The following is a 22,622-nucleotide window of genomic DNA, read 5'->3' as shown; positions in this document are numbered from 1 at the left end:
CAAAAACTTAAAATGGTCTTAAAACTTACAACTCAAACTCTTGTCCCATCAAAGGAACTGAGCAATCAATCTCATATTTTTCTTGAATTTTGATGCGCAATTCATCTGCCGGTTCGTTTTCGCCATGGACTAAAAACACTTTCTTTGGTTTAGGTTTTATTTCCGAAAGCCAATTAAGCAAATCATTTTGGTCGCCGTGAGCTGACAAGCCTTCTATCTCTAATATCTTAGCCAAAACCGTATAATATTTGCCATAGATTTTAATGTCTGTTGCGCCTTCGAGTAGTTTTCTGCCACGAGTTCCTTCGGCTTGATAGCCAACAATGATTACGGTAGTTTCGGGCAAACTGATGTAGCGTTCTAAATAACTCAATACTCTTCCACCGGTAATCATTCCACTGGCAGCGATAATTACTTTGGGTTGTTTGTCAAAAATAGTCGCAATGGTTTCCTGATATTCTGAGTTCATGGTAAAAATTTTACACATATCAACGCATTCCTGTTCGGATAATTTGTGCCAATTTCGGTTTTCCCTAAAGACCTCTAAAACACTAATACCCATTGGCGTATCAATCACATAAGGAATATCGGGAATCCTATCTTCTTTTTTAAGTTGCCAAAGTAGGAACATTAAAGTCTGCGCACGTTCAACCGCAAAACTCGGAATAATAACTGTTCCGCCATTTTCAACGGTATTGTTGATGTAGGTTTCCAATAACAATTTCACATCTTCTTCCGGATGAATTCGATTGCCGTAAGTGCTTTCTAAAAAAACATAATCTGCTTTCTTTGGTTTTACCGGTGCATATAGCAACACATCGTCATCCCGACCGATATCTCCGGAGAATACTAACGTTTTGTTTTCCAATTGCAACTCGATAGAACAAGCGCCAATGATATGTCCGGCATTAGTGAACTTCGCCGAAATTTCTGCATCCAAAGCCACTTCTTCATTAGGTTTAACAACTCGAAACAATGGAAATACTTTTTCGGCTTGGGCTAAATCGTATAAAGGTTCGGCTTTTTCGTGTTTGGAAAAATGCTCTTTGTTGGCTCGCTCAGCTTCTTCTTCTTGTATTTTGGCACTGTCTAACAAAATTAATTTGGTAATATCTTTAGTCGGACTCGTACAATAAATTTTGCCTTCAAAACCTTGATTGACTAATCTTGGCAACCAACCGCAATGGTCTAAATGGCCGTGCGTCAACAACACAAAATCGATGGTGTTGGGCAAAATCGGTAGCGGTTCCCAATTGAGTTCTCGCAAAGGTTTGATTCCTTGAAACAATCCACAATCTATCAAAATCCGGATTCCGTTGCTTTCGATTAATGTTTTGGAACCGGTTACTGTTCCTGCGCCGCCTAAGAATTTGATTTTCATTTTAAATATATTTACAAAGCTCGGAAGCTTCTTTAATCACATTTTTGATTCGAATAGGGCTCAAGCCAATTTGTTCAAGGGCTGCCATATTATTGATGATTTCTTTTGCCAAAATAATATCTTGCACCAACAGTTTGTCTTTTTCAGCCAATGTCAAAGTAGTCAAGCAAGTGATTGGATACAATTGTCCTTCATCAATTCTTTTCCGCAAACTTGCTTTTTCAGGATAATCCCAACTCAGCAATTGTAGTCCGGAACATTGCGCAAAAGCCGTCGCATCGCCTGTAAATCGGTTATTGGTCACAATCCAACAGCCTGAAATTTTATCTTTTTGCTTAAAAATAGGATGACTTCTGTCTTTTAAATCATTGAAACGGGAAAGAATGTACATAGGCACTTTTACATCTGAATTGGTTTCGCTTTTGGGGTGAAACTTACATTCAATCATTTCTACCTGTTCATTTTTCTTAACCGCAACATCTACTTCATGTCCAACACATTTTCCCGACAATAGTAAGTTGGTTTGCGCCAAATAACCTTCAGAAATAAACAAACGTGCGATGTATTTTTCAAAGAAAAACCCAGCTGGCCCAAGCATTTGAATAGCAGTTCTGAGATTATAGCGCGCCGCATTAGAATTAGAAACTTTTTTTAACAATCCGAAAGCCAACTTGTAGATTTTTTTGGTGGAAATGCCTTCGTAGATTTGTTTATCAATTTCTTGTAAAATATCTTCTACTACATGCTTGTTGGCGCCCGATTTGAGTAGAGAATTTTTAAGTTTGTCCCGATTAAAATCAACAATATTTCCCGAATGCTTTACTATTTTCATGGTAAACGAAATTAAATTTCAGTTTAAACAACCTTAGTAAAGTTACGAAAAATCGCTTACTTTTTGGCTAGTTTTTGGTAATAAAACGCCGGAATAAAAAGCATTATAAAAATCGGCTGGATTAGAAATCTTCTGAGGTAGAATAGGGTCATTTTGTTTTCTTCGCCAAAGAAAGTCAGTACAAAAATGAAGCTTATCATTAGTATTGACCCTAAAATCATATAAAGCAACATAGAGAACTTGACAATTTTAGTGTCTTTAAAAATCACATACAACAAGAACAACGAAATCACCGAATTGAAATAAAATCGCATACCCAAACTAAAAAACAATTTAAAAACATTGAACTGAGGCAACTTCGCATGCGCATATTCGCTTTTGAAATAAGCCAAAAACGGGTCGTAGAACAAATTGTCTTCAAAAAATCGGATGCAGATTAACAATCCGATCAAAAACAAAGACCAAAACACTTTCGATTTATTTTTTAGTAGCAACTGTAGCATGTAATGAAAATTTATTGACCCAAATGACCCAAAGCAAAAATACGATTCCGTAAATAACAAGCGGAAAAACAACGCCGTGTAGTATGTGTTCGTATTCCGGGAAACTGTACAATGCTATACAAAGTAAAGCGATTCTGGCGATATTTAAAACATGAATTAAAACACTTCCCAGTAGAATAAAAAGAAGCGTTTTTTTCCATTTCCCAGTGAAGGCAATGACAAATGAAATGAACAGAATAATCACGCTTAACGCGTTGCAACCTTCAATAATTCGGGATATATATTGTCCTTTGTAAATGATTTTTATGCTTGGTTCTGTTGGATGTGACTCAATGTAAGTTTCGGTATCAAATAAAGTTAGGACAGATTTAGTTTGATTGGCCACTAATTGTGAAAACGAATCGACTTCATTTTTTGACGCATCAAATCGGCTTAAATAAGACTGATAAATAATAGTCAGCAACAAATAGGTCAGCAAAAATTTCCCCAGAAAAAGTAAAAACGGTTTGTATTGCTGTAGCAGATTCTTCAAAATAGAATTTTTAACAAATTTATATAAAATAAAAAAAGCGCAGTCGTTACTTTTGCATAAAAAATTGAAAATGAATTTCGAAAACTTAAAACCTCAAGTTACAGCCATTCTTTCTGAAGTGAATACAGAAAGAGATATAAAATTAAAAACACTTTGTCAATTCTTATCGGACAATGTTGATTACTACAATTGGGTTGGTTTTTATTTTGCCAATCACGAGAACAGAACATTACATCTTGGACCTTACGTTGGTGCCGAAACCGATCATACCGTAATTCCGTTTGGAAAAGGCATTTGCGGACAAGTCGCAGAATCTAATGCGAACTTCGTCGTTCCTGATGTATCGGCTCAAGACAATTACATTGCTTGTAGCTTTACAGTGAAATCGGAAATCGTTGTCCCACTTTTTGTTAACGGTGTAAACATAGGCCAAATCGATATCGACAGTCATGTGATTGATCCTTTTACTGAAGCGGATGAAAGATTTTTAGAGTTTGTAAATGAGGAAGTTGCCAAACTTTTTTGAAAATAATTCGCAATTTATAATTCGTAATTCGTAATTATTTTTACCTTTGCACTCGAATTGAGAAAACCTCATTTCATACATAATAATCATTTAAAATAATATTGGAATGTATTTAACTAAAGAAACAAAAGCTGAAATCTTCGCTAAACACGGAGGAAAAGCTGAAAACACTGGATCTGCTGAAGGGCAAATCGCTTTGTTTACTTTCAGAATCTCTCACTTAACAGAGCACTTGAAAAAAAATCGTCACGATTACAACACTGAGCGCTCGTTAGTACTTTTAGTAGGTAAAAGAAGAAGTCTTCTTGACTACTTGAAGAAAAAAGAGATCAACAGATATCGTGAGATTATCAAAGAATTAGGTATTAGAAAATAATACATATCTAAAGAGGTGCTTGCGCGCCTCTTTTTGTTTTATAAAAAAGAGAAAAGTTTCGGTTTTTCATTGGGTTACACACAACAACTACTACAACACAACTAATTCTGTCGACAGGCGGAGACCAATGTAAAATTAAAAAAGAATAATTTATGATTCCACAATTATTTGTAGAAACTATCGATTTAGGTGATGGCAGAAGCATCACAATCGAGACAGGACGTTTGGCGAAACAAGCTGACGGTTCTGTAGTAGTAAGAATTGGAAAAACTGTTATTTTAGGAACAGTAGTATCCGCAAGAAAAGCAAGTCCGGGTATCGACTTTTTACCGTTAACGGTAGATTATCGCGAAAAATTTGCCGCAGCAGGTCGTTTCCCTGGTGGTTTCTTCAAAAGAGAAGCTCGTCCAAGTGACAACGAAGTATTAACCATGAGATTAGTAGACCGTGTTTTACGTCCGCTTTTCCCAAGTGATTACCATGCAGAAGTTCAGGTTATGATTCAGTTAATGTCTCATGATGATGAAGTGATGCCGGATGCCTTAGCAGGATTAGCCGCTTCAGCAGCGCTAGCTTTGTCTGACATTCCATTTGAAACTCTAATTTCTGAAGCCAGAGTGGGAAGAATTGACGGTAAATTTATCATCAATCCATCTCGTGCCCAATTAGAATTGTCTGATATCGACATGATGATTGGTGCTTCTACTGATTCTATCGCTATGGTAGAAGGTGAAATGAAAGAGATTTCAGAAAAGGAAATGGTGGAAGCCATCAAATTTGCTCACGAACATATTAAAGTACAAATTGCAGCCCAAGAAAGATTGGCTCAAGCGTTTGGAAAAAAAGAAGTTCGTACCTATGAACAAGAAAAAGAAGACGAAGCTATTTACGCCAAAGTAAAAGCAGCGGCTTATGATAAAATTTACGCTATTGCTAGCAAAGGTTCGGCAAAACACGAACGTTCAGCGGCTTTTGATGCGGTAAAAGAAGAAGTAAAAGCATTATTTACTGAAGAAGAATTGGCAGAAAACGGAGATTTAGTTTCTAAATATTTCTACAAAACCAATAAAGAAGCGGTTCGTAATGTAACTTTAGATTTAGGAACTCGTTTAGACGGAAGAAAAACTACTGAAATCAGACCAATCTGGTGTGAAGTAGATTATTTACCATCGGTACACGGTTCGGCTTTATTTACTCGTGGAGAAACCCAAGCTTTGGCTACAGCAACTTTAGGAACATCTAGAGAAGCTAACCAAATTGATTCTCCATCTGAACAAGGAGAAGAAAAATTCTATTTACACTATAATTTCCCACCATTTTCAACAGGAGAAGCTCGTCCGTTAAGAGGAACTTCAAGAAGAGAAGTTGGTCACGGAAACTTGGCTCAAAGAGCGTTAAAAAATATGATTCCTGCCGATTGTCCATATACAATCCGTGTGGTTTCTGAAGTATTAGAATCTAATGGTTCGTCTTCAATGGCAACTGTTTGTGCAGGAACATTATCCTTAATGGATGCCGGAGTTCAAATGATTCGCCCGGTTTCAGGAATTGCTATGGGATTGATTACTGACGGTGATCGTTTCGCGGTTCTTTCTGATATCTTAGGTGATGAAGATCACTTAGGCGATATGGATTTCAAAGTAACCGGAACTTCAGAAGGAATTACCGCTTGCCAAATGGACATCAAAATTGACGGATTGAAATACGAAATCATGGAGCAAGCTTTGGCTCAAGCTCGTGATGGCCGTTTGCATATCTTAGGAAAATTGACTGAAACATTAGCCCAACCAAGAACTGACGTTAAAGTTCACGCTCCAAAAATCATTATGAGAACCATTCCTGGTAACTTCATTGGTGCTTTAATCGGACCTGGCGGAAAAGTGATTCAAGAATTACAAAAAGCTACGGGAACTACTATCGTTATTAACGAAGTGGACGAGCAAGGTGTAGTTGAAATCTTAGGAACTGATCCGGACGGAATTGCAGCTGTATTAGCGAAAATTGATTCTATCATTTTCAAACCGACAGTTGGCGAATCTTACGAAGTTAAAGTAATTAAAATGCTTGACTTTGGTGCCGTTGTAGAATATACAGCTGCTCCAGGAAATGAAGTTTTATTACACGTTTCAGAATTGGCTTGGGAAAGAACAGAAAACGTTGCCGACGTTGTAAAAATGGGCGATGTGTTTATGGTAAAATACTTAGGTGTTGACCCAAAAACCAGAAAAGAAAAAGTGTCGAAAAAAGCACTTTTACCAAGACCTCCAAGAGAAGAGAAAAAAGACGCTCCACAAGGTTAATATTCTAAATATATTAATTCATAAAAAACCCCGATTCACAAAAAGAATCGGGGTTTTTAAATTTATTATTAAAAAATTGTAACTTTTTTGGTTTTTTGCACGTACAACCCAAGAACACTTTAAAGTAAAGGAGATACATTAAATGAGACAACTCAAAATCACCAAGCAGGTAACCAACCGTGAAACTGCTTCCTTAGACAAGTACCTACAAGAAATCGGAAAAGTAGACTTAATTACTGCCGATGAAGAAGTGGAATTAGCCCAAAAGATTAAAGCCGGAGATCAAAGAGCTTTGGAGAAATTGACAAAAGCTAATTTGCGTTTTGTAGTTTCTGTAGCAAAACAGTACCAAAATCAAGGTTTAACACTTCCCGATTTGATTAACGAAGGAAATTTAGGTTTGATTAAAGCTGCTCAACGTTTTGATGAAACTCGTGGTTTTAAATTCATTTCATATGCCGTTTGGTGGATTCGTCAATCTATTCTACAAGCTCTAGCGGAACAATCTCGTATTGTACGCTTGCCTTTGAATAAAATTGGCTCTATCAATAAAATCAACAAAATGTACGCCTTATTAGAGCAATCTAACGAACGCGCACCTTCTGCTGAGGAAATTGCAAAGGAATTAGACATGACCGTAAATGATGTAAAAGAGTCTATGAAAAACTCAGGTCGTCACTTATCAATGGATGCACCACTTGTAGAAGGAGAAGATTCTAACCTTTACGACGTTTTGCGTTCAGGAGAATCGCCAAATCCGGACAGAGAATTGATTCATGAATCATTGCGTACTGAAATTGAGCGTTCTTTAGAAACTTTAACCCCAAGAGAAGCCGACGTAGTTCGTTTGTACTTTGGTTTAGGTGACCAACACCCAATGACTTTAGAAGAAATTGGAGAAACTTTCGATTTAACTCGTGAACGTGTGCGTCAAATTAAAGAAAAAGCAATCCGTAGATTAAAACATACTTCTAGAAGTAAAATTTTAAAAACATATTTAGGATAATTAAGTCTTAAAGTCAAACGTCCAAAGTCATAAAGTTTTTGACGTTAGGACTTTCGACATTATGACATTAGACTAATAAAGGCAACAACAGTCTGATTAACTGTTCGTTTTTTGATTGATGATTGAAACTCCGGCTGATTACCGGAGTTTTACTTTTTATAGAAATCACCCATCATTTATTCGTGCATTCGTGGCAAAAAAGTATCTTTGCATCAACAACACACATACTTTATAAAATGAAAAACACAATTATTGCACCATCAGTTCTCGCAGCCGATTTTGCCAATTTACAACGCGATATCGAAATAATTAATGCCAGTGAAGCCGATTGGTTCCACATCGACATTATGGATGGTGTTTTTGTTCCGAATATCTCATTCGGAATGCCGGTTTTGGAGGCGATTTCAAAACATGCCAAAAAAACAATCGACGTACACTTAATGATTGTTGACCCCGATAGATACATCAAAACTTTTGCCGGTTTAGGTGCCAACATTTTAACGGTACACTACGAAGCATGCCCTCATTTACACCGAACACTACAAGCCATCAAAGCTGAAGGCATGAAAGCCGGTGTAGCTTTAAATCCGCATACCAATGTGGCGCTTTTGGAAGATACCATCAAAGACATTGACATGGTTTGCTTAATGAGTGTAAATCCTGGTTTTGGCGGACAATCTTTTATCGAAAATACTTACTCAAAAATTGAGAAACTAAAAGAACTAATCATCCGCAAAAACGCTTCAACCATTATTGAAATTGACGGCGGCGTGACCGACAAAAATGCCAAAAGATTAGTGCAAGCCGGAGCCGATGTTCTAGTGGCCGGAAACTTTGTTTTTAAAGCAGACAATCCAATGCAAACTATCGTTGATTTAAAGAAAATCACAACTTTATAATCTTATCAAATAGAATTTCTTAATATTAATTTGGAGTCGTTTTTTATATGCGACTTCAAATTAGTATTAATCATTTCAGCCAAAATCTTTCCCATTTCATTAAAATCAGTAGAAATGGTTGTAATGCCGTTTTCCACTACTTTTTTAAGAGAAGTATCATTATAAGAAATGATTCCGTAATCAATACCCAAGGACAAGTTTTGAATCTTAGCTTGCTCAATCACATTTACTAAATGTCGGTCACTTGGAATAATAAACAAACTACCTTTCATTATCTCATCCTTCTCAAAAGTCGAAACAACGGAATGCTGACAATTATTTTCAGAACAAAATTTTTGAAATCCGGTCACCATTCCAATCGGTTCTTTATCTCCGGGAAAGATCAAAATCAACTCTTCATACTTTTTGATTTTATCCAATCCATTCATTAAAGCATCATACATATCGGCCACAAAATCCTGATAAACCGCCGGATAATCCTTGAAAACTTCCGTAGTTTGGTCTAAAATATAAGTGTCGTTCAATGGCAATGATTTAATAACATCGTTTGGAATCTCCAAATTAGAGGGCATTATTATATACTTCGAATAATTGCCTTTGCTTTCATTTACCAATTTTTTAAACATCTCCAAATTAAAATGATGAAAGAAAATATCAATCTGAAAGTTCTTATTCACATGATATAAAAAGGACGTATACAAATCTTCTTTAAAAGCATTCAACTCATCAAACAGCAGAAAAATTCTCTGTTCCAAAGTAAATTCAACACTTTTCACATAATAACCTTTGCCCAGAACCGCGTAGATAATTCCGCGTCTCTTTAATTCGTCATAAGCCAACAAAACCGTGTCCCGCGAAATTGAAAATTCCAAACTGACTTTATTTACCGAAGGTAATTTCTCATCGCGTTTCAATCGCTTTTCGGCTATAGCCATTTCTACCGATAATACAATTTGCTTGTATTTCGGTTGGGCCGAATTAGGGTTTATATTGATGATTTTCATCTAAATACAATTAACTGGTGGTAAGTTACAAAAAAACCGGTAGGTAGTGGTATGGACAAGAAAGATAAAACAATAATTTCGTTATAAGATTGATAAAAATGTCATGATAAAAAATCATATTTCACAAATTAACAGTAGTATAAATACGAAATTGTTCGGGACAACACCGGACAATAAAGAAGTTCTTTGCTATACTTTGACTAATAAAAACGGCATGGAATGCTCTGTAATCAATCATGGCGCAACAATTACCTCGATAAAAATCCCAACTTCAAACGGACAAAAAACGGATGTAGTTCTGGGTTTTGATACTTTAGAAGACTACATTAATTCGTTTGATTTACCAAGCGCGCCTTATCTCGGAACGGTTGTAGGAAGATATGCCGGACGAATCAACAACGCTTCTTTCAAATTAAATGGAGAAAAAGTACAGCTAACCAAAAACCACAAATCCCATCAAATTCACGGTGGATTAGAAGGTTTTAGTCGAAAGTTTTGGGAAGTAACTTCAATCTACGAAGATATAAATCCTTCTATCACTTTAGAATATACAAGTTTGGCTAACGAAGAAAATTTTCCCGGAGAATTAAACGTAAAAGTTACTTACACTTTAACCGAAAACAACGAACTCAAAGTAACTTTTCAAGCCAAATCAACCGAAGACACTATAATCAATTTAACCCAACACAGTTATTTCAATCTTGACGGACATACAAAAGATATCGCTTCTCAAAAACTTTTTATCAATGCCAAAAACATACTGGAAACCACAACTGAATTGATTCCGACAGGAAATTATACCGACTTAAAAAACCATACTTTCGATTTTTCAAGTCCAAAAAACTGCCCAATTATTATAGACAATACTTTTGTTTTAGAAAGCAAAGAAGCGGCAACTCTGTACAGTGAAAACACTAAAATAAAAATGACGGTTTTTACCAATCAACCCGGAGTTCACGTTTATGTTGGTGGCAATTGTTTCGGCCAAATCAAAGCAAAAGAAAACGCCGATTATCACCCAGCAAGTGCCATTTGTTTTGAAACCCAAAATTTCCCGGACGCTCCAAATCACAGCCATTTTCCAAACTCCGTCTTAAGAAAAAATGAAGAATATTTACACCAAACCACATTCAAATTTGAAAATCTATAGCTATGAAAAAGATACTTTTTATTTTATTTTCAATCTCATTATTCTCTTGTTCTTCAGACAGTAATTCTGAAAACGAACCAATCTTAGAAGACGAATTTATTCGCGGTGCCGACATGTCTTATTTACCTTTAATAGAAAGCGAAGGCACAATTTATAAACACAACGGCGTAAATGAAGACCCAATTATAACTTTAAAAAATGCAGGTTGCAATGCCATTCGAATGCGTCTTTGGCAAAATCCATCCAACGCACATTCTGGAATGGCTGAAGTAAAAGCCTTTGCCCTAAGAGTGAAAGCTGCCGGTTTAAAAGTATGGCTAACCGTACATTATTCTGATACGTGGGCTGATCCGGCGAACCAAACCAAACCTGCCGCTTGGCAAAGCATGAGTTTTACAGCCTTAAAATCAGCAGTTTCTGATTATACCAATTTGGTAATGACTGAAATTGACCCTGATATTTTCCAAATCGGAAACGAGACCAACGACGGTATGCTTTGGCCGGAAGGAAGACTATCGACTAATGAAACCCAATATTTGGAACTGGTTTCAAGTGCGAGTGCAGCCATCAGAAGCCAATCTACCACAACCAAAATCATGTTACACCACGCCGGAACATCAGGCGCAGATTGGTATTACAGCAAAGTAGCCAATATCGATTACGACTACATTGGTCTTTCTTATTACCCGATTTGGCATGGTAGTAGTTTGGTTACACTGCAAAACACGATGAACACATTAGGCGAATTGTATGATAAAAAGGTAATCATCGCCGAAACTGCTTACCCTTTTACTTTCGGATACAATGATTACACCAATAATATTATAGGCTTGCCAAGTCAAATTCTACCTGCGTTTGCGGCAACTGAAACTGGCCAAAAATCATTTCTTTCCACAATAAAAAACACCATAAACCAAAGTACTCACGGCATTGGATTTTGCTATTGGGGTGCTGAATGGGTAGCTTTCAGAGGACCAACATCAACCAACGGTTCGCCCTGGGAAAACCAATCACTTTGGGATTTTAATAACAATTCACTTCCGGTTTTGGAGGTATTCAATGCTGAATAATTATGAAACTAAAATCAATGATCTTTTTGATACTTCTGATAACTGAAGTAAGCTTTGGACAAAATAAAGAAGCCGCTTTTTCAAAAGGTGCCGATGTCGGTTGGTTACCCCAAATGGAAGCCACAGGGTATAAATTCTACGATTCAGATGGCAGTGAAAAAGATTGTCTGCAACTGTTAAAAGACCGTGGCATGAACTCTATTCGTCTCAGAGTTTGGGTAAATCCAAATGACGACAAAGCCAGCGGCCATTGCAGTAAAGAAGAAACCGTAGTGATGGCATTACGCGCCCAAAAAATGGGATTCCGAATCATGATTAACTTTCACTACTCTGATTCTTGGGCTGATCCGGCAAAACAGTTCAAACCCAAAGCTTGGGAAAAACATTCTTTCCCTGAATTACTTAACGATGTTTACAATCACACTTTTGACGTAATCAATGCTTTAAAAGTTGCCGGAGTTACACCGGAATGGGTTCAAGTCGGTAACGAAATTCCCGGCGGTATGATGTGGCCCGAAGGCAGCACCGATAATTGGCACCAACTCGGACAATTATTAAACAAAGGTTACGATGCGGTAAAAGCCGTGGATAAAAATATCAAAGTAATTGTTCATGTCGACGAAGGCAACAACAACGCCAAATTCAGAAAGTTTTTCGACAATGCTACGGAACAAAAGGTGAAATACGACGTGATTGGATTATCTTATTATCCGTATTGGATAAAAAAAGACTATTCTGAAACCATAGCTGATTTGCAGTTCAACCTAAACGATATGGCCAAACGCTACGACAAAGAAGTCATGGTAGTTGAAGTTGGTGGTGAAGATGACAAAGTGCAAAATACTTACGAACTTTTAGCAGCCACAATTAAAGCGGTAAAAAATGTTCCTAACAACAAAGGAATTGGCGTACTCTATTGGGAACCGCAAGGCGCCAAAAGCTGGAGTCATTACGCGCTTAGTGCTTGGCAAGCTGACGGAAAACCTTCACCGGCATTGGATGCTTTTAAAGAAAATTAAAACATGAAAAAATTACAGTACCAATATATTCTTGTGGTCATTTTAGCTATTGGCTTCACGGCTAATGCGCAAGAAAAAATAAGCCTCGACGAAGATTGGAAGTTCCATTTTGGTCATGCCGCTAATCCGGAAAAAGATTTTGATTACAGCAAAACCGCTTTGCTTCATAAATCTAACGTATTTGCAACGACTGTAGTGAATCCAAAGTTTGTGGATACTGCTTGGGCATCCGTAAACGTTCCTCATGATTGGGTTGTCGAACTTCCTTTTGTAAATTCTCCTCAAGTGGAAATGGACAGTCACGGTTATAAACCGGTTGGCGGAATCTATGCTGAGACAAGTATTGGCTGGTATCGCAAGCATTTCTCAGTTGATAAATCAAAAAGCAACAAGCGTTTCGAACTTCAATTCGATGGCATCTACAGAAATGCTGAAATTTGGATTAACGGATTTTATGTCGGCACCAATTTTAGTGGCTACGTTGGCAATTCTTACGATGTTACCGATTACATTAATTTTGAAGGAGAAAATGTAATGGTCGTTCGGGTGGATGCCACACAATATGAAGGTTGGTTTTATGAAGGCGCCGGAATTTACCGCCACGTTTGGTTAAATATAACCGAAAAAGTATTTATTCCGAGTGATGGCGTTTTTGTACATGCTGAAGTAAAAGGGAAAAATGCTATTGTAAATATTGAAACTACAGTTCAAAACAATAATTTACAAACTTCCAACGGCTCCGTTTACTGTTACATTACCGATAGAAACGGAAAAGTTTTAGCCAAAACTTCGGAACAAAAAATTGCTTTAGGCGTTCATAAAAACACTTCGGTCAAGCAAAAAATAAATTTGAGCAACGCTCGCCTATGGTCGTTAGAAGATCCTTATTTGTACCGAGTGATTTCGGTGGTAAAATCAGGGAACCAAATTGTACACCAAACCAAAACGCGTTTCGGAATCAAAACGGTAAAATTTGATGCCAATAAAGGATTCTTCTTAAACGGAAAACATCTCAAGATTCAAGGCACCAACAACCACCAGGACCACGCAGGAATTGGAAGTGCACTATCCGATTATTTGCAATATTATCGCGTAAAATTGTTGAAAGAAATGGGGTCAAACAGCTATAGAGCAAGCCATAATGCACCAACTCCCGAACTTTTGGATGCTTGCGATAGCTTAGGCATGTTGGTTTTAGATGAACAACGTTTGTTAAACAGTAGTCCGGAATATGTAGACCAATTCAAACGAATAATCAAACGCGACAGGAATCATCCATCCGTATTTTTATGGTCAATCGGAAATGAAGAACAAAACATACAAGGCAACGACTATGGAAAAAAAATTGCCCAAACCCTATTGGCCATTCAACAAGATTTAGACCCAACCAGAACCAGCACTTATGCTGCTGATATGCCCAATGTTTTTAAAGGTGTAAACGAAGTAATTCCGATTCGCGGATTCAATTATCGGGAATATGCTGTAGCGGATTACCATAGAGATCATCCGAACCAACCGTTATTGGGAACCGAAATGGGAAGTACCGTTACGACGCGCGGCATTTATGAAAAAGACAGAATCAGAGCTTATGTACCAGACCAAGATATCACCCATCCATGGTGGGCAAGTAAAGCAGAAACTTGGTGGAAATTGGCCGCTGAAAATGATTTTTGGTTGGGCGGTTATGTCTGGACCGGATTCGATTATCGCGGTGAACCAACACCTTACAAATGGCCTAATATCAGTTCACACTTCGGGATTATGGATGTTTGCGGTTTCCCGAAAAACATTTATTACTACTATAAAAGTTGGTGGACCAACGAAGACGTTCTACACATTTCACCGCATTGGAACTGGCCGGAAAAAGTGGGCAAACCAATTGAAGTTTGGGTAAATTCTAATGCTGACGAAGTAGAATTATTTCTAAACGGTAAAAGTTTAGGTAAAAAAGTGATGCCGAGAAACAGCCATTTGAATTGGACTGTCAACTACGAACCCGGAACACTGGAAGCCATTGGTTACAAAAAAGGCAAAAAACTGACTTCAAAAGTGGAAACTACCGGCGTAGCTTACAACGTGGTATTAACTCCGGACAAAACCATTTTAACCGCCGACGGAAAAGATGCTACCGTAGTCAATATTTCCATCAGTGATGACAAAGGACGCGAAGTGCCAATTGCCGATAATATGGTTAAGTTTTATCTAACCGGCGATGCCAAAATCATTGGCGTGGGTAACGGTGATCCAAGTTCACACGAACCGGATAAATGCAGAGATGGCGCTTGGCAACGAAGTGCTTTCAACGGAAAATGCCAAGTGATTATTTTGGCAGGAAAAACAGCTGGTTCCATAAAATTAGAAGCCAAAGCGAACGGATTGGTTTCAGCTTCAACAATTATACAATCTAAATAATGAAGAAGAAACTCATCCAACACACCACGGAACATTTTGAAAAAATCTTTCAAAAAGTACCCGAAACTATTTTCCTTTCGCCGGGAAGAATCAACATTATAGGAGAACACGTGGATTACAATGATGGTTTTGTCATGCCGGCGGCCATCAACAAATACATTTGTTTTGCCGTTTCCAAAAACAACGATTCCGATTGCACCCTTATTGCCAAAGATCTCAACGAAGCCTACAAATTTGACTTAAATGACGACCTAAAACCCATCGAAAAAATGTGGGCGAATTATATACTGGGCGTTTTACACGAAATCAAAAAAAGAGGTTACAACCTAAAAGGTTTTGACATGGTTTTCAGTAGTACAATCCCAATGGGTGCCGGGCTTTCTTCCTCAGCCGCTTTAGAATGTGGTATTGGTTATGCGATGAATAAACTGTTTAATTTGGGTTTAACCAAAGAAGAAATCGCTTTAATTGGTCAAAAATCCGAACACACTTTTGTGGGTGTGAATTGTGGCATTATGGACCAATTTGCCTCAGTTTTTGGTAAAAAAAATAGTGTAATCAAACTCGATTGCAATACTTTGGAATATGAGTACTACAAAGCCAATTTCAAGAAATATTCGTTACTTTTATTGGACAGCAATGTAAAACATACGCATTTGACTTCTGGCTACAATGTCAGAAGACAAGAAGTAGAACAAGGTTTAGCGATAATAAAAAACCATTTTCCACAGGTGAAAACTTTCAGAGATTGTACTGAAGACATGGTTTTGGAGTTGAAAGAAACTTTAGGCAATGTCATTTTCAGACGTTGTCATTTTGTGGTCAAAGAAATCCAACGTGTACTTGATGCCGCAAAGGCTTTGAACGATTCTGATTTTAAAAGATTAGGACAATTAATGTCGGAAACGCATGAAGGTTTGTCCAAAGACTACGAAGTGAGTTGTGATGAAATTGACTTTTTAGTCGATGCCGTACAACACGAAAAATCAGTTCTTGGTTCAAGAATGATGGGTGGCGGCTTTGGCGGTTGTTCCATCAATCTGATTGAAAAAGGCTCTGAAAATGAATTAATCGAAAAAATATCAGCCCAATACCGAAACGCCTTTGACATCGAATTAAAAGCTTACAAAGTAAAAATTTCAAAAGGCACCTCGCTTTACAAAGACTAACTCATGACACAATTCAACCATAACGAACATCCACACCGAAGATACAACCCGTTGCTCGACGAATGGATTTTGGTTTCGCCACATCGCGCCAAGCGACCATGGCAAGGCCAAAAAGAAACCGTTCACGCAGACCATCGCCCTGAACACGACGCAGATTGCTATTTGTGCGCCGGAAATGTTCGTGCCAATGGCGTAAAAAATTCCGATTATACTGATTGTTATGTGTTTGAAAATGACTTTTCGGCACTACTGAAAGAAGAAGTTACTTTTGAAAATAAAGCAAAATCTCTATTCCAATTAAAACCGGAACGCGGCATCAACAAAGTGGTTTGTTTTTCCCCCAAACACAACTTAACATTGCCTGAAATGGAAGTCGAAGCGATTGAAAAAGTAGTCCAAACTTGGGCAGCACAATACATCGAATTGGGCAGTCACGATTTTATCAATTATGTTCAGATTTTTGAAAACAAAGGCAGCGTTATGGGTTGCAGTAATCCTCATCCACATGGGCAAATTTGGGCGCAATCATCTTTGCCGACACAAGTTGAGAAAACACAAAAAAGCCTTCGCGCCTATTACGAAAAAAACAAAACCAGCTTACTTAAAGACTATTTAGACCAAGAATTAAAAAAAGAAGAACGCATCGTTTTAGAGAATGAACACTTTGCAGTTTTAGTGCCATTTTGGGCAACTTGGCCTTATGAAACCATCATTATCAGCAAAAGACATTTTGGCAATATCATCGCGATGAGCAACGAAGAAACCAAAGCTTTCGCCGAAATCATCAAAGGCATTACCGTGAAATACGACAATCTTTTTGAAACGTCTTTTCCTTATTCTTCCGGAATTCACCAAGCACCTACCGATAGGGTTTCGCATCCTGAGTGGCATTTCCACATGCATTTTTATCCGCCATTGTTGCGAAGCGCTACCGTGAAAAAATTCATGGTCGGCTACGAAATGCTAGGCGAAGCGCAACGCGATATTTCACCGGAACAAAGTGCCAAAATTTTAAGAGACTTACCAAACCAATATTACAAAACTAAAACCACCTAGTATGCAAACTTTAGCCACCCAAGATTATATTGTTTTCTTCGCGTATTTCGTCATTATTGTCGGCTACGGATTTTGGATTTACAACCGAAAAAAGAAAGCACAAACCAGTAGTAACGATTATTTCCTGGCTGAAGGTTCGCTGACTTGGTGGGCGATTGGTGCGTCATTGATTGCGAGTAACATCAGTGCCGAACAATTTATTGGGATGAGTGGTAGCGGTTTCAAAATGGGATTGGCGATTGCCACATACGAATGGATGGCAGCGGCAACGTTAGTAATTGTTGCGATTTTCTTTATGCCGGTGTATTTGAAAAACAAAATTTTCACGATGCCGCAATATCTCAACAAGCGTTACAACAGCAATGTAGCAATGATTATGGCGGTGTTTTGGTTGTTGCTTTACGTGTTGGTCAATCTGACTTCTATCTTATATTTAGGCGCTTTGGCGATTAGCAGTATCTCTGGTTTGAACATTACTTTTTGCATGATATTCTTAGCTTTCTTCGCGGTGATGATTACATTGGGCGGCATGAAAGTAATTGGTTATACCGATGTAATTCAGGTGTTCTTTTTGATTTTGGGCGGATTGGTGACAACTTATTTGGCTTTGAATTTAGTGGCTACCGAATTTGGTTCCGAAGGCGTAATCAGCGGATTTAACCTGATGCGAGAGAAAGCGGATGACCATTTCCATATGATTTTCGACAAATCGAATGCGAATTATATGGATTTACCGGGATTGTCGGTGTTGATTGGCGGTATGTTGATTATCAATTTGAATTATTGGGGTTGTAACCAATACATAACGCAAAGAGCTTTGGGTGCCGATTTAAAAACCGCTCGTGGCGGAATTCTATTCGCCGCTTTCTTAAAATTATTAATGCCAATCATTGTGGTTTTACCGGGAATTGCCGCTTATGTTTTATACCAAAACGGACATTTCCAAACCGAGATGTTGCAAGACGGAACCGTGAATCCTGACAGAGCGTATCCTATTTTATTGAACTTATTGCCGGTTGGTTTAAAAGGATTGTCCTTTGCCGCTTTAACCGCTGCGATTGTAGCTTCGTTAGCCGGAAAAGCCAACAGCATTGCCACGATATTCACTTTAGACGTTTATAAAACCAAACTGAATGTTGATGCCGATGAGAAAAAATTAGTCAACATTGGAAAACTGACCATCATTACTGCGATGATTATTGCTGTGGTGGTTGCTCCGTTTTTAGGGATTGACAAAAAAGGCGGTTTCCAATACATACAGGAATATACCGGTTTTGTGAGTCCGGGTGTTTTTGCGATGTTTATTCTTGGTTTCTTCTGGAAAAAAACGACTTCTAATGCGGCACTCTTTGCTACCATTGGCGGTTTCATATTCTCTATTCTATTCAAGTTTATGCCGGCTTTTGTCGATTTATCTTTCTTTAATCCGATGGGATTTGCAGTGCCGAATGCCGAGGGTGTTTACGAAATTCCGTTTATTGACCGTATGGGATTTGTATTCGCCATTTGTGTAATTGGCATGTACTTTATCAGTATATATGAAACTCGCAAAGGGGTTAAACCAAACGGTTTAGAAGTTGATAAAACGATGTTTAAAATGTCGCCGAGTTTTACCGTAGGAATGTTGGTAATCGTATCTATACTAGCGGCTTTGTATACAATATTCTGGTAGTAATTAGTGTTTGTGGTTCAGCATCTTGCTAACGTTATCAAACAGTTCCGGGAATTGCATTTTAAATTCACTAGGCGTTTCAAAATAATGTTCAATGATGACCGAAATGAATTCGAAATGATTGGTATAGGCATAAATCCGAAAATACTCGGAATCGATTAGTCTTTGTCTGTTGGGCGGATGACTTACTTCTTTGTGAAGTCGATCGTGCTGCTTTCGAAAAGCCAACGAACTGCCGTCATCGCTTCGCAAACTATGGTGATGGATGACATGAGAAAACTCGTGAATGCCTAAGTTTAAATTATCATTACCAATTTCGTATCCGTCCATAAAATCTTTCCAGGAAAAGACCACTGCTTTCATTCTCGGATTGAATTCTCCTTTGTGGTATTGTTCTGTATGGCTGGAATAATATTCTTTTGGATAGATAATGATTTTATCAAAAGAAGTAATCAGATAACGTCGCATGCCAAAGGTTAACATCACATAAGTTCCGGCAATCAGGGTTTGTACTTCTCTATTGATTTGGAAATCCTCTCTGGGTATAAATTGATAGGTTTCTTTAAAAGTCGCCAACCGGTGGTGAAAATACACTTTGTGTTTTTCTGAAAGCTTTTGATAGAAAGGAAACTTTTGTCTTAGAAAAGATTCTTCTTCAGGGCTTATTTTTTTTGGATTCAAATACAGATGGATATAAAGCGGTCTGTGGAGAAGAGCGATTGAGATATCATCGAGCACACTCATGATAAACATAAAAAAGAAGAAGAAAAAAGCGCCTAAAAGAAGCAGGCCAACCAGTATGATAAAAATAACTTCCATTGGCTAAAGATATAAAAAAAGCCCAAGTAATTCTTGAGCTTTGTGTGACCGCGAAGGGATTCGAACCCCCAACCCTCAGAGCCGAAATCTGATATTCTATCCAGTTGAACTACGCAGCCGTTTTAGATAATTAGACTTCTTAGATTTTTAGATTCGTTAGATTGAATCTAAGAAGTCTAACTTTCTAAGTAGTCTAATAATCTTCATTAGGTCAATAATTTTTTAACGATAGTCGAAATGGTTTTACCATCGGTTTTACCGGCTAAGGCAGCTGAGGCTTTGCCCATAACTTGTCCCATGGATGCCATGCCTGAGAAACCGCCTTCAGTGATAATTTTTGCAACCGTAGCTTCAACTTCTTCTTCTGATAATTGTGCGGGCAAGAACTTTTCGATTACGGCTACCTGGGCTAACTCGGGTGCGGCTAAGTCGGCACGGTTTTGCTCGGTATAAATGTTGGCGCTGTCTTTTCTTTGCTTAACCAAACGTTGCAACAATTTAATTTCATCTTCTGCAGATAAAGTATCGCTGGCACCGGCTTCGGTTTTGGCTAAAATGATGCCTGATTTTATGGCTCTTAAAGCTTCTAAAGCGACGGTATCTTTGGCTCTCATGGCGTTTTTCATTTCGTCCATGATTTGTGTTTCTAAACTCATATTTATATTATTAGATTGTTAGATAATTAGACTTCTTAGTTTCTCTAAATGATTGGCTTTTTAGCCCCGATGGGAGCAAGTATCCTCGAAGAGATACTGCGGACAGCGGGAAAATGGATTACTGAAACTGCCCGAACCTTTCGCTTCCCAAACTAAATTTGGGACTAGCCTAAAAAGCACTGCGAAGGTAAAAAAAATAACCCGAAAATCTCAGTGAAATTTTCGGGTCATCCGATTAGAAAAAATGGCAGACTAATCTACATTATCATGCAAGAACGAATTGTTGGTTCTGATTTGTAAATCGTCGTTACTATCAGTTCCCAATGACATTCTTGAGTTTGAGCTATTGTCGGCGTTGTTTGACAGTTCAACCCCTAATCTTTTGTAAGCCGGTTCTTTTTCCATTTCCTCAATTCTTGACGGATTGTTGTGGAATTTGTAATTGAACTCTTTTAATTTTCTTCTGCGCTCGTCCGCTCTGTGTTTCAAGGTTTCTTCGATAGTCATTTCTACCGGAGAAGCGTCATCGAAGTAATTAACTGAAGTGGTTTGAGGTTTCTCGGTTTCCACAACTTGTTTCATGGTGATGTTTAACTCTTCAGCGATTGGCTCTTCAACGATTTTGGCCGCCGGTTTAGAATTCAATAAGTCGTTTTCTAACTCCATGTACTCTTCCAAAGAATATTTGATTACGCCACCTTCGTTCAATTCCGTTACCGGAACGAATTGTACAGGCTCGTTTACCACAATTTCATTGGCTTCAGACAAATCGAAAACGATTCTGCTTTCTTCCACTTCTTGAACTGCTTCTACTACTTCCACTTTTTCGAATACCGGCGTCGCAGCAGGCATATCAAAAGTGAAAGTGATTTGTTCTTCTTCGATGATGTTTTGTGGTTCAACCACTTTCATTTCGCGTACTTCAGGCGTAGTTACTTTGTAATCGATGTCCATGATAGGCGAAACGATTTCGAAAGTCACGTCTAAATTGCGGATGAATTGGTTCATCGCGATTAATTCGTTGTCATCAATAGCTGCAGTGGCTACTGTTGGCATTTCTATCTCTTCTTCGATTAATTCGAATACGATTTTTTCTTCTTTTACTTCAGCTTTTGGCGTATCAACAATACTTTGGAAAACTTCCACCGGTTTTTGCGTTAAGTCGCGCACCAATTTTTGATCGTCTTCTAAAGCGTGAACAATTTTCTTCACTTCAGTGTTTACGATACCGTTTTGTTGTTCAACGTTGAAACCTGTCGCGATAATAGTTACGGCAATCGCTTCCCCTAACGTTTCGTCTTCACCAACTCCCATAATAATGTTGGCATTAAAGCCAGCTTCCGATTGGATGTGGTCGTTGATTTCTCCGATTTCATCAATAGTAATCTCGCTTGAGCCTGAAACGATAAGCAACAATACGTTTTTAGCACCGGAGATTTTATTATCATTTAACAAAGGAGAATCTAAAGCGGTGATGATGGCTTCTTTAGCACGGTTATCACCGGTAGCGATAGAAGAACCCATAATGGCAGTGCCGCTATTGGAAAGTACGGTTTTGGCGTCTTTTAAGTCGATGTTTTGTGTGTAGTGGTGTGTAATTACTTCCGCGATACCACGAGAAGCGGTAGCCAATACTTCATCAGCTTTAGAGAAACCTGCTTTGAAACCTAAGTTCCCGTACACTTCTCTCAATTTATTGTTATTGATAACAATCAAAGAATCTACTTGTTTTCTTAATTTTTCAACACCCAACAAGGCTTGTTCCGAACGCACTTTTCCTTCAAATTGGAAAGGAATTGTCACGATACCAACGGTAAGAATATCTCTTTCTTTGGCCAATTGCGCAATAACTGGAGCTGCACCGGTTCCGGTTCCACCGCCCATACCGGCTGTGATGAAAACCATTTTGGTATTGCTGTCCAACATTTTTTCAATGTCGCCCACACTTTCCAATGCGGATTGTTGTCCAACATCCGGGTTAGCACCTGCGCCAAGACCTTCGGTTAAGTTTACACCCAACTGAATTTTATTAGGCACCGGGCTGTTTTGAAGTGCTTGTGAGTCGGTATTACAAACGATGAAATCTACACCTTTGATTCCCTGTTTGAACATGTGATTGATAGCGTTACTTCCGCCGCCACCAACACCGATTACTTTGATCACATTTGATTGATTCTTTGGTAAATCAAATGAGATGCTTCCAAATTCTGAGTTGCTTATCATACTATTTTGGTGTTAGG

General features: G+C 38.2%; 20 protein-coding genes and 1 tRNA gene. 12 read left to right on the top strand and 9 right to left on the bottom strand.

The window, feature by feature from the left end; translation table 11 throughout:
- Positions 1–25: 25 nt before the first annotated feature.
- From ICG50_RS04605 to xrtF, 4 genes are read right to left on the bottom strand one after another with little or no spacing between them, the layout of a single operon-like run.
- The gene (locus tag ICG50_RS04605; protein ID WP_187659746.1) at positions 26–1,381 is read right to left on the bottom strand and encodes an MBL fold metallo-hydrolase RNA specificity domain-containing protein; all 1,356 of its coding nucleotides are present in this window, start codon (positions 1,379–1,381) and stop codon (positions 26–28) included.
- Position 1,382: 1 nt separating this feature from the next.
- Positions 1,383–2,213, bottom strand: coding sequence for an ATP cone domain-containing protein (locus tag ICG50_RS04600; protein WP_187659745.1), 831 nt, complete (start codon positions 2,211–2,213; stop codon positions 1,383–1,385).
- A gap of 56 nt (positions 2,214–2,269) precedes the next feature.
- Positions 2,270–2,716, bottom strand: coding sequence for an exosortase F system-associated membrane protein (locus ICG50_RS04595; RefSeq protein ID WP_187659744.1), 447 nt, complete (start codon positions 2,714–2,716; stop codon positions 2,270–2,272).
- On the bottom strand, positions 2,691–3,248 hold the full coding sequence (xrtF, locus tag ICG50_RS04590; RefSeq protein ID WP_187659743.1) for an exosortase family protein XrtF: 558 nt from the start codon (positions 3,246–3,248) through the stop codon (positions 2,691–2,693). Before xrtF ends, ICG50_RS04595 begins: the two co-directional genes overlap by 26 nt.
- A gap of 70 nt (positions 3,249–3,318) precedes the next feature.
- On the opposite strand from xrtF, the gene ICG50_RS04585 reads away from it, so the two are divergent.
- The 5 genes from ICG50_RS04585 (at position 3,319) to rpe (ending at position 8,355) form a co-directional block, all read left to right on the top strand.
- Positions 3,319–3,774: a GAF domain-containing protein gene (locus tag ICG50_RS04585; RefSeq protein ID WP_187659742.1), complete on the top strand. Its 456-nt coding sequence runs from the start codon at positions 3,319–3,321 to the stop codon at positions 3,772–3,774.
- A gap of 106 nt (positions 3,775–3,880) precedes the next feature.
- Positions 3,881–4,150 carry a 30S ribosomal protein S15 gene (gene rpsO / locus ICG50_RS04580; RefSeq protein ID WP_187659741.1) on the top strand — a complete coding sequence of 90 codons (270 nt, stop codon included), beginning with the start codon at positions 3,881–3,883 and terminating at the stop codon, positions 4,148–4,150.
- Between the two features lie 152 nt (positions 4,151–4,302).
- The gene (locus tag ICG50_RS04575) at positions 4,303–6,450 is read left to right on the top strand and encodes a polyribonucleotide nucleotidyltransferase (RefSeq protein WP_187659740.1); all 2,148 of its coding nucleotides are present in this window, start codon (positions 4,303–4,305) and stop codon (positions 6,448–6,450) included.
- Between the two features lie 142 nt (positions 6,451–6,592).
- The gene (locus tag ICG50_RS04570) at positions 6,593–7,456 is read left to right on the top strand and encodes a sigma-70 family RNA polymerase sigma factor (RefSeq protein WP_121311792.1); all 864 of its coding nucleotides are present in this window, start codon (positions 6,593–6,595) and stop codon (positions 7,454–7,456) included.
- 236 nt (positions 7,457–7,692) lie between these two features.
- Entirely contained in the window at positions 7,693–8,355 is a 663-nt protein-coding gene (gene rpe, locus ICG50_RS04565; RefSeq protein ID WP_187659739.1) for a ribulose-phosphate 3-epimerase, read from the top strand.
- A gap of 5 nt (positions 8,356–8,360) precedes the next feature.
- On the opposite strand, the gene ICG50_RS04560 is transcribed toward rpe, so the two are convergent.
- Positions 8,361–9,359, bottom strand: a complete 999-nt coding sequence (locus tag ICG50_RS04560; RefSeq protein WP_187659738.1) for a GntR family transcriptional regulator — start codon at positions 9,357–9,359, stop codon at positions 8,361–8,363.
- Positions 9,360–9,462: 103 nt separating this feature from the next.
- Between ICG50_RS04560 and ICG50_RS04555 the strand changes: the two genes are divergently transcribed.
- The 7 genes from ICG50_RS04555 to ICG50_RS04525 are packed head-to-tail and all read left to right on the top strand — an operon-like array spanning position 9,463 to position 18,907.
- Positions 9,463–10,509, top strand: coding sequence for an aldose epimerase family protein (locus tag ICG50_RS04555; protein WP_187659737.1), 1,047 nt, complete (start codon positions 9,463–9,465; stop codon positions 10,507–10,509).
- Positions 10,510–10,511: 2 nt separating this feature from the next.
- Positions 10,512–11,579, top strand: coding sequence for a glycoside hydrolase family 53 protein (locus ICG50_RS04550; protein WP_187659736.1), 1,068 nt, complete (start codon positions 10,512–10,514; stop codon positions 11,577–11,579).
- 2 nt (positions 11,580–11,581) lie between these two features.
- Complete coding sequence (locus ICG50_RS04545; RefSeq protein ID WP_187659735.1) at positions 11,582–12,598, top strand: glycoside hydrolase family 53 protein; 1,017 nt, start codon at positions 11,582–11,584, stop codon at positions 12,596–12,598.
- 3 nt (positions 12,599–12,601) lie between these two features.
- Positions 12,602–15,010: a beta-galactosidase GalA gene (galA, locus tag ICG50_RS04540; RefSeq protein ID WP_187659734.1), complete on the top strand. Its 2,409-nt coding sequence runs from the start codon at positions 12,602–12,604 to the stop codon at positions 15,008–15,010.
- Entirely contained in the window at positions 15,010–16,179 is a 1,170-nt protein-coding gene (galK, locus tag ICG50_RS04535; RefSeq protein ID WP_187659733.1) for a galactokinase, read from the top strand. The genes galA and galK overlap by 1 nt, the downstream gene beginning before the upstream one ends.
- A 3-nt stretch (positions 16,180–16,182) precedes the next feature.
- Positions 16,183–17,235 carry a UDP-glucose--hexose-1-phosphate uridylyltransferase gene (locus ICG50_RS04530; RefSeq protein ID WP_187659732.1) on the top strand — a complete coding sequence of 351 codons (1,053 nt, stop codon included), beginning with the start codon at positions 16,183–16,185 and terminating at the stop codon, positions 17,233–17,235.
- Between the two features lies 1 nt (position 17,236).
- A complete protein-coding gene (locus ICG50_RS04525) occupies positions 17,237–18,907 on the top strand; it encodes a sodium/sugar symporter (protein ID WP_187659731.1) in 1,671 nt (556 codons plus the stop codon).
- Positions 18,908–18,910: 3 nt separating this feature from the next.
- Here the strand turns inward: ICG50_RS04525 and ICG50_RS04520 are convergent, their stop codons facing one another.
- From ICG50_RS04520 to ftsZ, 4 genes are all read right to left on the bottom strand, one after another.
- On the bottom strand, positions 18,911–19,726 hold the full coding sequence (locus ICG50_RS04520; RefSeq protein WP_187659730.1) for a zinc-dependent peptidase: 816 nt from the start codon (positions 19,724–19,726) through the stop codon (positions 18,911–18,913).
- 45 nt (positions 19,727–19,771) lie between these two features.
- Positions 19,772–19,845: transfer RNA gene (locus tag ICG50_RS04515), tRNA-Arg, on the bottom strand.
- A gap of 87 nt (positions 19,846–19,932) precedes the next feature.
- On the bottom strand, positions 19,933–20,382 hold the full coding sequence (locus ICG50_RS04510; protein WP_187659729.1) for a GatB/YqeY domain-containing protein: 450 nt from the start codon (positions 20,380–20,382) through the stop codon (positions 19,933–19,935).
- A gap of 252 nt (positions 20,383–20,634) precedes the next feature.
- Positions 20,635–22,605: a cell division protein FtsZ gene (ftsZ, locus tag ICG50_RS04505; RefSeq protein ID WP_187659728.1), complete on the bottom strand. Its 1,971-nt coding sequence runs from the start codon at positions 22,603–22,605 to the stop codon at positions 20,635–20,637.
- Positions 22,606–22,622: the final 17 nt, after the last annotated feature.

The organism is Flavobacterium buctense (assembly GCF_014486695.1).
GTDB lineage: Bacteria > Bacteroidota > Bacteroidia > Flavobacteriales > Flavobacteriaceae > Flavobacterium > Flavobacterium buctense.
Note: the sequence above shows the minus strand (reverse complement) of the source record. Positions and strands in the feature narration are given on the sequence as shown.

What these genes read in the sequence shown, in the direction of transcription:
- ICG50_RS04605 (WP_187659746.1), bottom strand. Translation starts at nt 1,381, where the DNA reads ATGAAAATCAAATTCTTAGGCGGCGCAGGAACAGTAACCGGTTCCAAA.
- ICG50_RS04600 (WP_187659745.1), bottom strand. Translation starts at nt 2,213, where the DNA reads ATGAAAATAGTAAAGCATTCGGGAAATATTGTTGATTTTAATCGGGAC.
- ICG50_RS04595 (WP_187659744.1), bottom strand. Translation starts at nt 2,716, where the DNA reads ATGCTACAGTTGCTACTAAAAAATAAATCGAAAGTGTTTTGGTCTTTG.
- ICG50_RS04585 (WP_187659742.1), top strand. Translation starts at nt 3,319, where the DNA reads ATGAATTTCGAAAACTTAAAACCTCAAGTTACAGCCATTCTTTCTGAA.
- rpsO (WP_187659741.1), top strand. Translation starts at nt 3,881, where the DNA reads ATGTATTTAACTAAAGAAACAAAAGCTGAAATCTTCGCTAAACACGGA.
- ICG50_RS04575 (WP_187659740.1), top strand. Translation starts at nt 4,303, where the DNA reads ATGATTCCACAATTATTTGTAGAAACTATCGATTTAGGTGATGGCAGA.
- ICG50_RS04570 (WP_121311792.1), top strand. Translation starts at nt 6,593, where the DNA reads ATGAGACAACTCAAAATCACCAAGCAGGTAACCAACCGTGAAACTGCT.
- rpe (WP_187659739.1), top strand. Translation starts at nt 7,693, where the DNA reads ATGAAAAACACAATTATTGCACCATCAGTTCTCGCAGCCGATTTTGCC.
- ICG50_RS04560 (WP_187659738.1), bottom strand. Translation starts at nt 9,359, where the DNA reads ATGAAAATCATCAATATAAACCCTAATTCGGCCCAACCGAAATACAAG.
- ICG50_RS04555 (WP_187659737.1), top strand. Translation starts at nt 9,463, where the DNA reads ATGATAAAAAATCATATTTCACAAATTAACAGTAGTATAAATACGAAA.
- ICG50_RS04550 (WP_187659736.1), top strand. Translation starts at nt 10,512, where the DNA reads ATGAAAAAGATACTTTTTATTTTATTTTCAATCTCATTATTCTCTTGT.
- ICG50_RS04545 (WP_187659735.1), top strand. Translation starts at nt 11,582, where the DNA reads ATGAAACTAAAATCAATGATCTTTTTGATACTTCTGATAACTGAAGTA.
- galA (WP_187659734.1), top strand. Translation starts at nt 12,602, where the DNA reads ATGAAAAAATTACAGTACCAATATATTCTTGTGGTCATTTTAGCTATT.
- galK (WP_187659733.1), top strand. Translation starts at nt 15,010, where the DNA reads ATGAAGAAGAAACTCATCCAACACACCACGGAACATTTTGAAAAAATC.
- ICG50_RS04530 (WP_187659732.1), top strand. Translation starts at nt 16,183, where the DNA reads ATGACACAATTCAACCATAACGAACATCCACACCGAAGATACAACCCG.
- ICG50_RS04525 (WP_187659731.1), top strand. Translation starts at nt 17,237, where the DNA reads ATGCAAACTTTAGCCACCCAAGATTATATTGTTTTCTTCGCGTATTTC.
- ICG50_RS04520 (WP_187659730.1), bottom strand. Translation starts at nt 19,726, where the DNA reads ATGGAAGTTATTTTTATCATACTGGTTGGCCTGCTTCTTTTAGGCGCT.
- ICG50_RS04510 (WP_187659729.1), bottom strand. Translation starts at nt 20,382, where the DNA reads ATGAGTTTAGAAACACAAATCATGGACGAAATGAAAAACGCCATGAGA.
- ftsZ (WP_187659728.1), bottom strand. Translation starts at nt 22,605, where the DNA reads ATGATAAGCAACTCAGAATTTGGAAGCATCTCATTTGATTTACCAAAG.